The organism is Niveispirillum lacus, from assembly GCF_002251795.1.
Lineage (GTDB): Bacteria > Pseudomonadota > Alphaproteobacteria > Azospirillales > Azospirillaceae > Niveispirillum > Niveispirillum lacus.
Map to the genome: position 1 here is coordinate 1 of NZ_NOXU01000010.1, position 14,249 is coordinate 14,249.

At 62.1% G+C, this 14,249-nt stretch carries 11 protein-coding genes and 3 pseudogenes; 5 read left to right on the forward strand and 9 right to left on the reverse strand.

The genetic code is table 11. The features are described 5' to 3' along the window. Positions 1-343 (forward strand): cytochrome P450 (locus CHU95_RS00295; protein WP_133065354.1); only part of this gene is annotated, 343 nt, incomplete at its 5' end. A 561-nt stretch (positions 344-904) separates the two neighbouring features. Here CHU95_RS00295 and CHU95_RS00300 read toward each other — a convergent pair. Then, positions 905-1,552 (reverse strand): helix-turn-helix domain-containing protein, encoded by a 648-nt coding sequence (locus CHU95_RS00300; protein ID WP_094452571.1) that lies wholly within the window; start codon positions 1,550-1,552, stop codon positions 905-907. Between the two features lie 226 nt (positions 1,553-1,778). On the opposite strand from CHU95_RS00300, the pseudogene CHU95_RS22990 reads away from it, so the two are divergent. The 3 genes and pseudogenes from CHU95_RS22990 to CHU95_RS22760 form a co-directional block, all read left to right on the forward strand. After that, positions 1,779-1,940: pseudogene (locus CHU95_RS22990) on the forward strand (IS66 family transposase); the annotation flags it as partial. Positions 1,941-1,976: 36 nt separating this feature from the next. Next, a complete protein-coding gene (locus CHU95_RS22995) occupies positions 1,977-2,123 on the forward strand; it encodes a transposase domain-containing protein (RefSeq protein ID WP_281255136.1) in 147 nt (48 codons plus the stop codon). Further along, positions 2,120-2,566 (forward strand): annotated as a pseudogene (locus tag CHU95_RS22760) (plasmid pRiA4b ORF-3 family protein). The gene CHU95_RS22995 and the pseudogene CHU95_RS22760 overlap by 4 nt, the downstream one beginning before the upstream one ends. Before the next feature lie 86 nt (positions 2,567-2,652). On the opposite strand, the pseudogene CHU95_RS00315 reads toward CHU95_RS22760, so the two are convergent. From CHU95_RS00315 to CHU95_RS00330, 4 genes and pseudogenes are all read right to left on the reverse strand, one after another. Continuing rightward, positions 2,653-2,901: pseudogene (locus tag CHU95_RS00315) on the reverse strand (IS110 family transposase); the annotation flags it as partial. Between the two features lie 123 nt (positions 2,902-3,024). Further along, positions 3,025-4,611 (reverse strand): sodium:solute symporter, encoded by a 1,587-nt coding sequence (locus CHU95_RS00320; RefSeq protein ID WP_094452575.1) that lies wholly within the window; start codon positions 4,609-4,611, stop codon positions 3,025-3,027. Positions 4,612-4,794: 183 nt separating this feature from the next. Beyond that, positions 4,795-7,518 (reverse strand): TonB-dependent receptor plug domain-containing protein, encoded by a 2,724-nt coding sequence (locus CHU95_RS00325; RefSeq protein WP_094452577.1) that lies wholly within the window; start codon positions 7,516-7,518, stop codon positions 4,795-4,797. Positions 7,519-7,733: 215 nt separating this feature from the next. After that, positions 7,734-8,414 (reverse strand): class I SAM-dependent methyltransferase, encoded by a 681-nt coding sequence (locus tag CHU95_RS00330; protein WP_094452579.1) that lies wholly within the window; start codon positions 8,412-8,414, stop codon positions 7,734-7,736. A 347-nt stretch (positions 8,415-8,761) separates the two neighbouring features. Here CHU95_RS00330 and CHU95_RS00335 point away from each other — a divergent pair, with 347 nt between their 5' ends. Then, on the forward strand, positions 8,762-9,502 hold the full coding sequence (locus CHU95_RS00335; protein WP_094452581.1) for a GntR family transcriptional regulator: 741 nt from the start codon (positions 8,762-8,764) through the stop codon (positions 9,500-9,502). 100 nt (positions 9,503-9,602) lie between these two features. Here CHU95_RS00335 and CHU95_RS00340 read toward each other — a convergent pair whose 3' ends face one another. Genes CHU95_RS00340 through CHU95_RS00355 form a run of 4 tightly spaced genes read right to left on the reverse strand, consistent with a single transcriptional unit; the run spans position 9,603 to position 13,949 of the window. Beyond that, complete coding sequence (locus tag CHU95_RS00340; RefSeq protein WP_094452583.1) at positions 9,603-10,703, reverse strand: anhydro-N-acetylmuramic acid kinase; 1,101 nt, start codon at positions 10,701-10,703, stop codon at positions 9,603-9,605. Between the two features lie 8 nt (positions 10,704-10,711). Next, entirely contained in the window at positions 10,712-12,253 is a 1,542-nt protein-coding gene (locus CHU95_RS00345) for an AmpG family muropeptide MFS transporter (RefSeq protein WP_094452585.1), read from the reverse strand. 53 nt (positions 12,254-12,306) lie between these two features. Next, positions 12,307-13,047, reverse strand: a complete 741-nt coding sequence (locus CHU95_RS00350) for a GntR family transcriptional regulator (protein WP_094452587.1) — start codon at positions 13,045-13,047, stop codon at positions 12,307-12,309. Beyond that, positions 13,044-13,949, reverse strand: coding sequence for an N-acetylmuramic acid 6-phosphate etherase (locus CHU95_RS00355; protein WP_094452589.1), 906 nt, complete (start codon positions 13,947-13,949; stop codon positions 13,044-13,046). Before CHU95_RS00355 ends, CHU95_RS00350 begins: the two co-directional genes overlap by 4 nt. Between the last annotated feature and the right edge of the window lie 300 nt (positions 13,950-14,249).

Below are 14,249 nucleotides of genomic sequence, written 5' to 3' on the forward strand. Positions count from 1 at the left end.
ACGACCGACCAAACCTGTCCAGCCATACGGGTCCAGCTCACTATTCCACCGTGATCCGCGTTGGTGGGATGGAAGCGACGACCTGTCGATATGGCTCGCCGACCGATCGCCGCCATCGGCGAAGCATGCCTTCCTGCCGTTCGGCGTCGGCCCCAGGGCCTGTGTCGGAGTGGCTGTATCGTTCCTTGAGCTCCAGATCATCGCTGCGACGTTCGCGTCGTCATTCAGCATGGAGGCGGCGGGACCGGATGAGCCGCGGCCGATCGCGTCGGTGACGTTGCAACCGGATCCGGGATTGGCCCTGCGGTTGATGCCTTTTGACAGGCTCACCGTTGCGGCTTGACGAGGTAGGCACCGGGCAAGGCCGATCCCATCCGGACGTTGCCGGCCCCAAGGCCCAAGGCAGGGCCTCCGGCGCGGGGACTATTGGGGAGGCCATACGTACGGCGAGACGCCGTGCGTCCCCCACGGCAAGCCCGGTGCCTCACATTACTGGGAAGCCTTGGAACATGAAATATCAGACGCCCGCCGTGGTCGTGCCGACGGATCTCGTCAGCCACCGTTTGCGGGACAAAGGGGGCGTAGGCCTGTAGGAACTTGCCTTGGGCTGCCAAAAAGCGCCTGCAAGGCGCGTGAAGGCACTGCGGCGCGTGAGCGCCATTCCCCCGGCGCGCCGTTGGCGCCGGAATAGAGGAGGCGCCATAGCGCCTCCGGAGCAGGGCGCGCAGCGCCCGAGGCCGAAAGGTGAAGAGAGGGGATTTTGCGGGCGATTTGGACTCTTGGGCAAACAATGGTCCGCCCGGAATGACTGAAGCAGCGACTTACTCGTCAACCTATAGCCCTGTCACCTTTCGGCCCAGACTCTTGTTGTGCCTCGGGGTTCAGCCTCGCCCTTGCGCCCGCGTCAGTCGTCGTAACTGCGAATGTCGGCAGGATTCCAGACAGCGCCGGTCGGGCGGCGGTGCTTGCTCGGCTTCGTGTTCGTGGAGCCCGCCGGCCGGCCGCGGCGGCGAGGGGGAGCTTCATGCTCGTCTGGGGGCGGCGGCGGAGCAGCCTCGGCTGCGGCAGGCTGCGGTGCGGGCTCAGGGGTCAGCGTTGACTTCGGCGTGGCGGCCTGGACAGCTTCCGGGACAATCTCAGCCTGCCGGTCCGGCTCAATGGCCCGCAGCAGCGCCGAGACCGTGTCGGCGACCTCGGGCGGCGCGCCACGCCAGGCCCGCAGCAGATCCAGCTCGCGGCGGGACAGGATGCCTGATTGCTCAAGGGTGTCGGTGCTTGCAACGGGCCGTTGGCCGGCGTCCTCTAAGCCGTCGAAGAAGAACATCATGGGCACGTCGAGGATGTCGGCCAGCCGATAGAGCTTGCCGACGGAGACCCGGTTGGACCCGCGCTCGTATTTCTGGACCTGCTGGAAGGTGATGCCGAGGGCGCGGGCCAGGTCAGACTGGCTCATGCCGAGCAAGGCGCGTCTCAGGCGGATGCGACCGGCGGCGTGGGTTTCGATCAATGTCTCGGCGGCGTTCGCGGCGGCATTCCTTGAGCGACGGGGCATTACAAATCCTAGAGCGATTGGGATGGCCGGTGGGAATCTACAACCCGTGGCGACCTGGGCGCCACAGGGAATTCTGGGGCTGCGTAATTGACTGTGCCGGTTCGCCGCAATGTGGCGGAAGCGCATCGGGGATCATCGGGTCCTTGCGTTGTGCGATCGTGAAGCACGTTTAACTTCAGTATGGCTCAGCCAAGCACGGAATTCCCGATAGTCCCGCCTATCGGCGAAGACCGCCCTGGCCAAGGCCATCCAATACGCGCTCGGTCGCTGCACGGCATTGCTGCTCTATACCGGGGATGGCCGTATCGGCATCGACAACAACCCGGCCGAACGCAGCCTGCGCACCATCGCCCTGACGCGGAAGAATTTTCTGTTCCTGGGCTCCGAGGTCGGCGGCAAGCGGGCGGCTAACCTTTACACCCTGCTGGAGACGGACCGGCTCAACGGGCTGAACCCGGAGGCCTGGCTGGCCGGTGCCATCGACCGCATGTCCAGGGGCCATCCGATCAACCGCCTGGACGAACGTCTCCCGTGGAACTGGCGGGAACCGGCGCTACAATCGCCGGCATGAGCCATGCCGACCCATCCCCCAGTGCCACATCCTTCCACGAGATCGCCACCCTGCGCATCGAGTTGAAGGGCAGTGATCCCCTGATCTGGCGTGAACTGGAGGTACCCACCTCCGTCAAGTTGAAGGTGCCGCATGACATCGTCCAGGTCGCCATGGGCTGATTCGATTATCATATCTGGGAATTCACCCTGGACGATCGGCGCAATGGCCTGCCATCCGACGAGGATTGGGGAACCGGTCGCCTTTATGACGCTACCAAGGTCCGCCTGCACGACATCCTGGAACCCCGCCGCACCCGCATCGATTACCTGTATGATTTCGGGGGCAATTGGGAACACATGCTCGCCATCCTGGCCGACACAGACCATCCCGATCATGCCGAAATCGCCGAATGGCTCGACGAGTACGATCCAGACACCATCGACGAAATCCCGATGCAGTAAGCCCTCCGCCGCATCGCAAACCGCAGAAATGCCGCCGCCAAACGCCTCAAAAACAAAAAAGACGTGTGGAAAAGCTGACACTTGCCCTTTACATGCCGGGTTTCCAGCAGCACCACCTCGAACCCGGCCGCGGTCAGACCGGCATGCAGCCACTGCGACAGCGGTCCGGCCTCCAGTCCAATCCGAGCCGGGGTCTGCGTCAGCGCCCTAAACCGCGCCATCACCGCCTCGGGCTCACTAGTTACCTTGCCCTCGCGTACGATCTTGCCCTGTCCGTTAACCACGCAAACGCTGCTCTGTTCCAAGGACACGTCAATGCCGGCGTAGTGTTCCATGGCTGTCCTCCGATGATGTTCGGGCCGATCAAGACCCCGTTGCTTAACACCATCACTCTGGAGGACAGCCACCAAAGCCGCTACTCTGGGCCCAGCCCCATACCGCATCTAGGTCGGAGCACCCTACTTCACGCCGGACACCCCTCCAGCGTGCAAGTCAGACAGCCCCGCTCCAGGCTGCGTCCGCACGCTGATACAGGTCAGGAACGAGACGGCAATGCCGATCAGCAATTGCCAGGGGAAGGCCAACGACTTCCAGGCAGCAGGAAGCCCCAACATATCCACAATGTAATCCTGCTGCAGCACAATGGCCAGAAAGCCTGTGACCAGTGCTGCCATCACCGAGGCTGAAGACCCGCGCCGCGTGAACACGGCCGCGAAATAGACGCCAAGCAGCCCAGCATAGGCAAAGGTCATCACCCCAAGTACAAACTCCAACAACGGGGCATCGCTATACTGCTGCCAGTAGTAACAGACGATGGACATCCCGAACAACAAACCACCCAGTAGTAGCATGCTGAATTGTCCAGCACGCACATAATGCGCCTCTGGCTTCATCTGCTGACGCGCCTCCATCCAGGGGCGGTAGAAATCCTGGATGAGGACGGATGACATGGAGATCAAACCGGAATTCACGGCCGCCGCCGCAATCACCCCCACCGTGACAAACCCCCGCAGACCCGGCGGAATCTGGCTCAGGATAAAATGCATGAAGATGGTGATCTTCTCGCCATTGAATTCGCCGCTAACCCCGCTGCCGACCCGCATCATCAAATCCGGCCGATCGTAAAATATATAGAGCAGGGACCCGATGGAGATGAAAATGAATACAACCGGGACGGCAACAAAAACCGAAACATAGAGCGCCCGGCTGCCCTCGCCATGGTTGCGACAAGATAGCAACCGCTGAGTGGTGTCCTGGTCCAGCCCGAAATTCCCGACATTCAGCAAGGCAAAGCCCGTGACGATCGACAGCAGGGTGAATGGCGCCGAAAAATCCAGCGATAGGTCGAACAACCGCAGCTTGTCCTCTCCACTCGGTGTGCTGGACAGCGCCGTGACAATCTCCCCCATCGACAGCGGGATCAGGTTCAACAGAAAGATCAGTACGGCAATTGCAGCGCCGACATAGATCACCACCTGCACCAGATCGCTCCAGATCACGGCGCGAAGGCCACCGATGAAAGTGAAGGCCAAGCCAAATACTACGAGAATCAAAGATGAAAGTACAATGTCCTGCGGTTCAATATCCAGGAAGACGATCATTGAAACAGCGATAGAGGCCAGATAGAGCCGGGCGCCGCTGGCGAACAACCGCCCGACCAGATACATCCCTCCAGCCGCCCGCATGGCGGAGGCACTGTAACGATGGCGTAACAGTTCATACACCGTGGAGGCATTCACCGCATAGAAGCGAGGCATCAACACCTTGGCAACAATGAAGGCTGCAACCAAACACCCGAGATAGCTGGTGAGATAAGTATAGTCGCCGCGATAACCATAATCTGGAGCCCCCAGAAAGGTTGCGGCCGATTGTGTGGCGGACAGGACGGAGATGGCGACAAGCCACATGGGTACTCGTTGGCCGGCTAGGAAGTAATCCGATGCGTTCTCCAACTTTGATCTAGACGACCACATACCGGCAACGGCGATGATCAAGATGTACCCAAGCAGGATCGACCAGTCCAAAATGGTAAACTCAAGTTCCATTTACATGTCTCCGTAATATCCGCCCGGCACATCAGGACATAACCATGGCCGGAAGGACAGAAGAGGAAGGCCTTGGAATTCAAAGCCCTCCTCCTCACAAGACTTATCGACCCTGTTGCCTGCCGACCGACACAAGCGCCTGCATTCTGTCAGACCTGATACCGGCGCGGCAGGTGCCGGTGATCAATAACGAAGCGTGGCTGAGATGCCGATAGTCCGCCCGATGATGTTGTAGGTGTCGGGATAGGTGTTGAAGCTACCAGCATTGGTGGGGGTCGGCGGGTCAGTCTTGAATACATTATCCACACCGAGATTGACCGTCAGCGTCTCCAGCGGCTTGACCGACAGGGCAAGGTCGAAATAATCCTTGGCCCCGATACGGCCCGTGCTGCCGGCGGCGCTGTCCCGCAAACCGCCGATGCGCTGCCAGCCAAGTTGCGCCGTGACCATACCCACATCCCAGGCCGCCGAGACGCGATGACGATAATCAGCGGCGACCAGCGATACGGCGTCGGACGAGCAGGCAAAGCCATAGGTGCCCTTGCAATCCACCGGCTGCAACACTTCGTTGCGCTGGATCGTGTACTTGGTCACGATATTACCCTGGTATGCCAGTCGCAGCCGCTCACCAAGCGCACTCTCAGACAGGTCAATCGTATAGCTGACGCTGATATCGAGGCCCTTCTGTTCGATGACGCCCAGGTTGCGGTCGACGGGGAAGCCATTCAGGATGAAGCCCGTGGTCGGATCGCGCGTAACCGCTGCGCAGAGCGGATTATCCGCCACGGGGTTGGTAATATAGCAGCTGGTCAGGGCGTCGATGGGCTGGATCTGGCCGACCGCGTCCTTCAGCTTGATCTGATACCAGTCAACAGTGGCCGTGAACCCGTCCAAGAGGTCCGGGGTCAGCACGGTGCCGGCGGTGTAGGTGACGCCCCGCTCCGGCTTGATATCGGGATTGCCGCCGAAGAAGTAACTACCACGCAAGTTGGCAGCATCGCGTGAATTGTAGCTGCCGGCTGCGGGGGCATTGAACCGGCGGCACTGTTCGGCATTGCCGGTGCCCAGCGTACAGGGATCGCCCGCGTAACGTGGGTTCAGGCGCGCCACCGTCACCAGATTGGCAAAGGGGATGGACGAGGTGGGAGCCGCAAATTCCCCGATATTGGGGGCGCGGATGACCTTCTGCCGCGACCCGCGGAAGCGGATATTGTCATCAACAACCCAGGTTGATGCCAGCTTGTTGGTGTCAAACCGCCCGGCATTGGAATAGTCAGAGGTGCGATAGGCCGCCTCGACATTCAGTTCCTTGATGAAGTCCATGTCGGCCAGCAGCGGCACCAGCACTTCACCATAGAATTCGTTGGAGGAGAAAGAGCCGCTGACCGGCAGCTCGGTTCCCTGGCGATAGGACAGGCCCAGACCAAGGGCGGCATCATGCGCCACCGTCCCCTTTTCATCCCGGTATTCATAGCCGACGGCAAAACCCAGCGGGCCCGCCGGCAACTCGAACAGGTCGGCGCTGGTGCCGGCCAGGGTTGCAGCCGTCACGAACTGTTCACGTGCCCGGATATCACGCTGGAAACTCTGGCCGAAGGTGCTGAGATCAGCACCGGGGCCAAAAATGTCCACGGTGTTGGCGATGGCGGCAAAGCGGCTGGTGCCATCAGCATTGTTGCGGATAGCATCACCGTTTACGGTCGTTTCTTCCTCTGTACGGCCGTACTGCGCGTAGACATCCCAATTGGTGCTACCGGTCAGGTCACCCTTGAAGCCGAGTTGCGTCTGATAGGTGTTGCGTTCGGTATCGGCCGTGATGATGCCCAGTTCGCCCAGCGACCTGTTCACACGCACCTGCGCCACACCATTGACGAAGGTCAACAGGTTGCGGGCCTCGGTCGGCAGGAATCGGTTATCCTGACGGATGCCCACGACCTCGTTCACCGCCACCGGCTGAGAGCCGGAACGGCTGGACCCGGTGGTCTGCACGTTGGTGAACATGCCCCGGCCATAGGCGGTCACGCCTTCCGCCAGCTCATAGTCAAAGAAGGTGGACGCGTTGTAACGCTCCATTGGCTGGATCAAGATATAATCTGGTGTGAAGTTGGATGTCTGAGGGGTCAGTGTGAACGCACCAGCATCCGTGAAGGAGAAGGTGCGGCCGCTGGCCAAATCGGTGAAATTGCCGCCCGCCCCCGGCACCAGACCGGGACGGTCCAGGGCAAAGGCGCGATCACCAGCCCGCAGTACCTCACGCCTAGTATAATCCAGATAGCCAACGATATGGCCGCGGTCGCCGATGGTGCCGCCGGCGGTTGCATAGCCGCCATATTGCGCCCCGCCATCCTTGGCATGCTCATAGGTCGCACCGGCCTCATAGCCCTCGAACTCGGTATCGATTACGAAGTTGACGACACCGGCCACAGCGTCGGCACCATAGACGGCGGCGGCACCGCCGGTCAAAACGTCAACGCGCTTCAGCAGCGGGGCGGGAATTGAGTTCACGTCCACAGCATTGCGGAAGCTGAACGGCACGGCGCGCGTGCCATTGATCAGCACCAGGGTGCGGTTCTGGCCGAAATTTCGCAGATCAAGGGTTTGGGCACCATAGGCATCACTGCCGGCCGAGGTGGCGTTCACGCCGCCGGCCAGCTGCGGTAGCTTGACGGAGAAATCCTCCACCGTCAGTGCGCGGTCCAGGCGGATCTGCTCCTGCGAGGTCGCGGCTATCGGGCTGGTGGAGACAATCTCGGCACGCGGAATACGCGACCCGGTCACCACAATCTCTTCCAGCACCACAGCGTCTGCGGGACCGGCTACACCCTGCGCCTGCGCCTGCGGGGCCATTGTGAGACAGGTTGCCAGAGCCGTTGCCCCCAGCAGAGCCTTTGTTGAATACTTACCCATTGTCCCTCCTGTTCTTCCATCATTCGCCTGCCGAGACACGCCCCGAACGACGCGATCCAAGCATGCATTCAGTTCTGTTCGGATGTAAAGACAGAACAATACCAATTAAAACCACTTTGGTTATAGCGTGGCATTATCGCCACGTCGGGATTGACCACCCGGCCTCCTCCGCTGGGCGTCCCAGCGCTGCTACAGAAGGGTTGGCCGGCCGCCTTCTATGCCCGCGCCATCAGGATCAGGGAGGCGGGCTTGCGAGTTACGGGGTTCAATGGTTCTTTGAGAGCCGTCAGGTGCCAATCGGTCGCGACGGCATCCACCCAGGACGCGATGGTCCGAAAATACCATGGCATTGGTGTCCAGTTGGCTTCGCCCTCAAACCCCACAAAGGTTTCTGTACGCCACCCGTTCTCGTATGGCCCGTCTAGGCTCCCGGGATGCAGTGTCTGGATCAGCATCCGCCCACCGGGCGCCGCAATGCGGCGCAATGCCGACAGCAGCGGCCGCGGATCTTCGTCCATCAGGGCGAAATTCATGACGATCAGATCAAAACCGCTGCCGATTCTGTCCGGGTCGGCGATGATATCGGCATATGAGGCAACGTGGTAGGTATCCACCCCCCCGGCCAGGGCGCGGCATTTGTCGATCAGTGCCGGCACGGCGTCGACGCCGACAACCGGGCGCCCTTGCGCCGTCAGCGCCCGCGCAAGCCAGCCCTCACCGCAGCCGACATCCAGAATGCACGTTGCCGGCCCCTCCAGAATGGCAGAGATAATGGCCTGATCCGTGACCAGCCGCCGGCTGGGGATCGCGCCATCGGCGATGGCCTTGGACCAGTTGGAGGCATTGGCATACCAGCTGTCCAGGTGGGCCTTATTGTCATGATGAACTGACGCCATTTCCGCTTGCTCCCCTGATTGTTCGCGTGAACCCGGACGGATGGACAGGGACAGGCCCCGCAGAACCGCCGCCTGTGGCCGTGCAAAACTGGTTGGTCAGTGACTGGCATGGCCGGAGACAGGCCTGTCACAATGCGCCGGACCGCCGCCGATGACGGCCGAGGCTGGCAGCCAGAATCCCCCGCTCTGCGCCATGATGGCCGGGCCAAGTGGTCTCATTTCGTTGCTATGTGGAACTATATTGGTATTAGATTAGCTGTCAAGTGGCCTGGGGCCTTGGTGCTGGCATTATTGGGGCAGACCGCATAGAATTTTACGTTTCCTGAGCCCGGTGTAAGGAGTGGTCGGTGAAGTTAGCGCTCAATTCCGACTGGAATAACTACACGCCACTGTATATCCAACTGGCTAACAAGCTCCGCGACAGCATTAGCGAAGGCCAGATCACGTCTGGGGAAGCGCTTCCCTCCGAAAGGGCATTGAGCGAAATAACTGGCACGTCCCGGGTGACCATACGCAAGGCCATTGATCAGCTGGTGGAGGAGGGGCTTCTAGAACGCCGCCATGGCTCCGGTACCTTCATCACTGCCCAGCTTGAACAGGCTGGCACCACTCTGTCGGGGTTCAGTGCCGACGCAATCCATCGTGGACAGTCCCCGAAATCCATCTGGCTGGTCAAGACCGTGTCATCAGCAACTGCCGATGAGGCCATGGTCCTGGCCATATCGCCTGCGACGCAGGTCGCACGGCTGGCCCGCGTCCGGCTGGCCGATGATGAACCGCTGGCCATTGAACATGCCATCGTCCCTCTTTCGCTGTTGCCCCCCATGGATACCATCGGCGATAGCCTCTATGCCGCTCTCGAGCGCCAGGGCAACAAGCCGGTGCAGGGCATCCAGAAGATCCGTGCCTCTCTGGCAACACCGATTGAGGCAGGGCTGCTCTCCATCCGCGAGGGGGCCGAGGTGCTGCGGATCGAAAGGCGGACCTTCCTGGCCGACGGCACTCCCGTTGAGCTGACACGGTCGGCCTATCGCGGTGACCATTATGAGTTCGTGGCCGATCTGCGTGAATGTGTAGACTATCGGTGAAAAAGGCCCTGCATGTCGGCGAACCGGCACGCAGGGTAAGTCCGCCGCGCCCGGCAGTACCGTGATGTGCGCGACGGGGGAGGAAGGGTGAAGGCCGGGATCAGTGCGGGGGTCGCGCAATCCGGCCGCCGGTTTGTGGCTGGGGAACACCGGTGGTACCGGGTACGCTCAACGGCAGCCCGCGCAGGCAGCGGACAGCCAGGAAGGCGAAGGCCTCGGCCTCAATCGTGTCGCCGCGCCAGCCCAATGTGTCGGCATTGATGCAAGGCGCGCCCAACGCCTCCGTCAAGCGGGCCACCAGCGTGGCATTGCGCCGACCACCGCCGCACAGGACCCAGGCCTTGGGCGGGGCGGGCAGCAAGGGGATCGAGGCGGCAACCGACACCGCTGTGAATGCTGTCAGGGTAGCGGCCCCGTCGGCCGCCCCCAGCCCCTGTACCGCATCCAGGGTAAAATCGTAGCGGTCGAGGGATTTGGGTGCGGCGCGCGCGAAATAGGCGTGCTGCATGAGCCGGTCCATCACCGGGCTGCTGATCTGCCCCTGCCGGGCCAGCCGGCCATCGGCATCAAAGGAACCCAGACCGTGCTGCACCATCCATTGATCGATTAGCCCGTTGCCAGGCCCTGTATCAAAGGCCAGAAGCCGGCCATCGCCACCGATCCAGGTAACATTGCCAACCCCGCCCAGATTGAGGAAGGCCACCGGATGATCCAGCCCGGCAGTGGCTGCAAGTGCGGCATGGTAAAGCGGCACGAAGGGCGCCCCCTGCCCGCCGGCTGCAACGTCGGCACTGCGGAAATCATGCACAACATCAATCCGGTAGCGCGCCGACAACGCACAAGCATCCCCAACCTGCACCGTGCATGACAGGTCGGGCCGGTGCAGCACCGTCTGACCGGGAAAACCGATCAGGTCGATGCGACCGGCATCCGGGCCGGACAGCATCGCGTCGATGGCCCGGATGTGGGCGGCTGTCACCGCAGCTTCGGCGGCGGCAAAACTGGGCAGCGCTGCCCGGCTGGCCGCATGCGGTGCGGCCAGCGCGTCGGCAATGGCACTCTCAATCGCCTGTCGTTCATCCGGCAGATAGTCGAAGGCGGCAGCAGGTCCGAAACCCAGCAGGGTTTCCCCATCCGTTTCCAGGATGGCTGCATCGATCCCGTCAAGGGAGGTGCCACTCATCAAACCAAGCACACGCATGGGAAACCTCATTCTGGAGGGGGGGATTGACCCTGCGACCGGTGCACATGGGCGGCCGTGACCGGGATGACCAAGGCCAGGGCGGGAAGGGCCAGGATGCCTGTACAGGTGAAGAACCAGGCGTAACCCAGTTGATCCAGCAACAGGCCGGAGGTGCCGGCCAGCAGCTGCGGGATCAGAAAGGCAAAGGAAATCAGCAGGGCATACTGCGCCCCGGCATGGGCACGACAGGTCAGCCCGGTCAGAAAGACGATGAAGACGGCTGAGACCACACCACTCCCGAACCCGTCGAGAAACACAGCCAGTGCCAAGCGCCAGGTGTCGGGCGGCGACAGCGACAGCCAGGCAAAGGCCAGATTGCCAAGCGCAGCAGTCACCCCACCGGCCACCAGGGCACGTCGCAGCCCCAGCCTGCCGACGGACAGACCCCCGACCGCCACACCGGTGATGGCCGCGGCCAGGCCCAGCGTTCCTTCCACCGCCCCCACCGTTTGGGCTGTGAAACCGACATTGGCGTAAAGCGTCTTGCCAATCGCCGCCATCATCAGATCGCCCAGCCGGAACAAGGCCGTGAATAGCAGCAATACCAATCCAAACCAGCCATAGTGAGCGATGAACTCCACAAGCCCGGCTGTGGCCGTGCTGCGTGCTAGGGGGGAGGTGGCGCCATACCGGCGCACCCAGGGAACCGACAGGGCCGCCGCCAGAAACGGCAGCAGCGCGAGGGCCCCGACACCCGCCACAATATCACCCCGCCCCGGTCCCCCGCCCAGCGGGGCCATCACCCGGGGTACGGCTAACCCCACGGCCAGGATCAGGGCGGAGGCCAGCAGGACCACCCCGGTCGTGACCAGCACGCCGGCCAGCCCCTTGGAAGGGGTCATGACCGGTCGGTCACCGTCCCCCCCGCCGGGCGTTGGAACGAGCATGATGACCAGGCACAGCGCCAGCATGGCCCCCCCCGCTACCGTATAGGCGGGGGCCCAGCCAACCGTGCCTGCCAGGAACAGGGTGCCGCCACCGCCTGCCACCATTGCCGCCCGGTATCCCCAGAGATAGGCTGCGGCCAACACACCGGTTTCAGCGGCATCCCGGCTCAATTCAATGCGCCAGGCGTCAATGGCAATATCCTGACTGGAGGACCAGAACACCGTCAGCACAGCTACCAGGGCCACCGGCAGCAGCCCCGTCGCCGGGTCCAGGTGAGCCTGGGTGAACAAGGCACCTGCCACACCTAACTGGCACAGTGCGGCCCAGCCCCGCCGATGTCCCAACAGCCCCCCGACCCCCGGCGCGCGATAGCGGTCCAGAACCGGGGCCCAGAGGAATTTCAGATTGTTCAGCAGGCTGACCCAGGCCATGAACCCGATCAGGGCCGCTTCGATTCCCGCCTGTGCCAGGCGCAGTGAGAGGGTTGAAAAGGCCAGCAAATATGGAAGCCCTGACGAAAAGCCCAGCATCATCAGGTACAGCGCCCGGCTGTCGACGCGCGGGCGACCCAGACGCGCCAGCGACGCTGTCCCACCGGTGGGGGCGGGGACTACCGGCATCGGGCACCCATCCCCAGCCCCAGTTTCGTCCATACGCTTTTCCATGCCTGGGCCTAGCTGTTTTCGCACCAATCGCGAAGGTCAGCGACAAATTCATAGCGGTCACCGCGATAGGCCGACCTTGTCAACTCCACCGGTGTGCCATCGGCCAGGAAGGTCCGACGTTCAATTCGGAGCACCTCCGCGCCTTCCTTGATGGACAGAAGGCCGGCCTCAATGGGTGTGGCCAAGGAAGCGCGGATTTTCTGCACTCCGTTGGACGGGCGGTTACCATGATGGTCCAGCGCGGCATAGAGGCTGTCACTGATCAGCTCGATAGACGGCAACATGGCGACAGGCACAATGGCATGTTCAATGGCCAACGGCTCCTCATCCGCGATGCGGACGCGAGCCAGCCGTGCGACCAGGGTGCCCGCCGACAAAGCCAGTACGGCCGCCTCGTCCACCGTGGCGACAGACACCATCTTCACCAGCCAGATCGACCCCGGCGCCTGACCGCAATGCACGGCATCGGCGCTGAATCCCGACAGGCTGGTGCCCGGCTGTTCAGGGCGCGGCGTAATGAAGGTCCCCGACCCGTGGCGGCGCAGCAGCAGGCCTTCATCCACCAGCTGGTCAAGCGCCTTGCGGATGGTTACGCGCGATGTCCCGGTCAGTTCGCTCAATACCCGTTCAGATGGCAGGGCATCACCATAGGCGATCTGCCCCTCATGGATGCCGTCACGAAGCCGGTTGGCCAACTGGATGTAGAGCGGCGTATGGTCATTCCAGCGCGTTTGGAGATTAAACTTCACCGGCCATTCTCCGACAGGGCGCGGTGCGCGGCGGAAAGCGCATCACGCAGGCTGCCACCCGCGTTGGTCAACTGGTCTTGGGCGTCCGCCAGCGGCAGCCCCACCGCCACAAGACAGGCGATCCGAATATTGCCATCGGCCTGCTGCAAGGCTTCCGCAGCGGCCGGCAAAGCACATCCTGTGATCTCAACGACGATGCGGGTCCCGCGATCACGTAGTTTCTCATTGGACACTCGCATGTCCACCATCATGCCGCGATAGACGCGACCCAGGCGGACCATTATGGCTGTAGACAGGATATTGATGGCTATCTTCTGGGCCGTGCCGGCCTTCATCCGGGTCGATCCGGCGATAAACTCCCCCCCTGTCTCCAGACAGATGGGATACTCAGCCGCCCGCAGCAGCGGGGTTCCGGAGTTATTGGCCATGCCGATGGTCAGCGCGCCGGCAGCACGCGCCACCGCGACGGCGGCTACGGTGAAGGGCGTGGTGCCGCTGGCAGCCAGCCCGATGACGACATCAGCCGGTCCCACCTGGGCCGCGCGGATTACCGCCTCGCCCTGCTCGGCACGGTCTTCGGCATCTTCGGCGCTGGCCGACAGCGCCCCCATTCCGCCTGCGAGCGCAAAGACCGATCTTTCCTTCGGCCAGTTGTAGGTCGGGCCCAGTTCGACCCCGTCCTGAACCGCAAGTCGGCCGGATGTGCCCGCCCCGACATAGATCAGACGCCCAACCTCACCCAGACGCGCCGCCGCCGCATCGGACGCAGCCGCCAGTACCTGGGTCTGCGAGCGGACAGCAGCTACAGCATCGAACTGGCTCTCCAGCATGGCCTGAACGGCATCAGTCGTCGGCCAGGCATCCATGTCCAGATAGCGGGCGCTGATTGACTCTGTTTTCATGGGCGGTAAACCTCAACAGACGGGTAAGGGTAGGGCAGCTCAACACCAGCCGACAGGCGCCTGCCTGAAAGGGGCGATGGACAAGGCGTCGAAAACCGGTATGTGCCAGATCGTTCAAAGCCGCGACGCCTCATATAAAGGCCATTTTAATACCATTACAAGCCATAAAATGGCATGTCCTGAAATTCATAGAAAACCCCGCCATACTGACACATATGTCCGCTCAGGAGGACCTCATCCGACGTGTCAATTGACAACCGCAGAAACCAAGTGTAATACCACTTTAATAAGACCACCACT

Coding starts and splice junctions, on each gene's coding strand:
- CHU95_RS00330 (WP_094452579.1), bottom strand. CDS start 8,414: ATGGCGTCAGTTCATCATGACAATAAGGCCCACCTGGACAGCTGGTAT.
- CHU95_RS00345 (WP_094452585.1), bottom strand. CDS start 12,253: ATGCCGGTAGTCCCCGCCCCCACCGGTGGGACAGCGTCGCTGGCGCGT.
- CHU95_RS00340 (WP_094452583.1), bottom strand. CDS start 10,703: ATGCGTGTGCTTGGTTTGATGAGTGGCACCTCCCTTGACGGGATCGAT.
- CHU95_RS00320 (WP_094452575.1), bottom strand. CDS start 4,611: ATGGAACTTGAGTTTACCATTTTGGACTGGTCGATCCTGCTTGGGTAC.
- CHU95_RS00300 (WP_094452571.1), bottom strand. CDS start 1,552: ATGCCCCGTCGCTCAAGGAATGCCGCCGCGAACGCCGCCGAGACATTG.
- CHU95_RS00355 (WP_094452589.1), bottom strand. CDS start 13,949: ATGAAAACAGAGTCAATCAGCGCCCGCTATCTGGACATGGATGCCTGG.
- CHU95_RS00325 (WP_094452577.1), bottom strand. CDS start 7,518: ATGGGTAAGTATTCAACAAAGGCTCTGCTGGGGGCAACGGCTCTGGCA.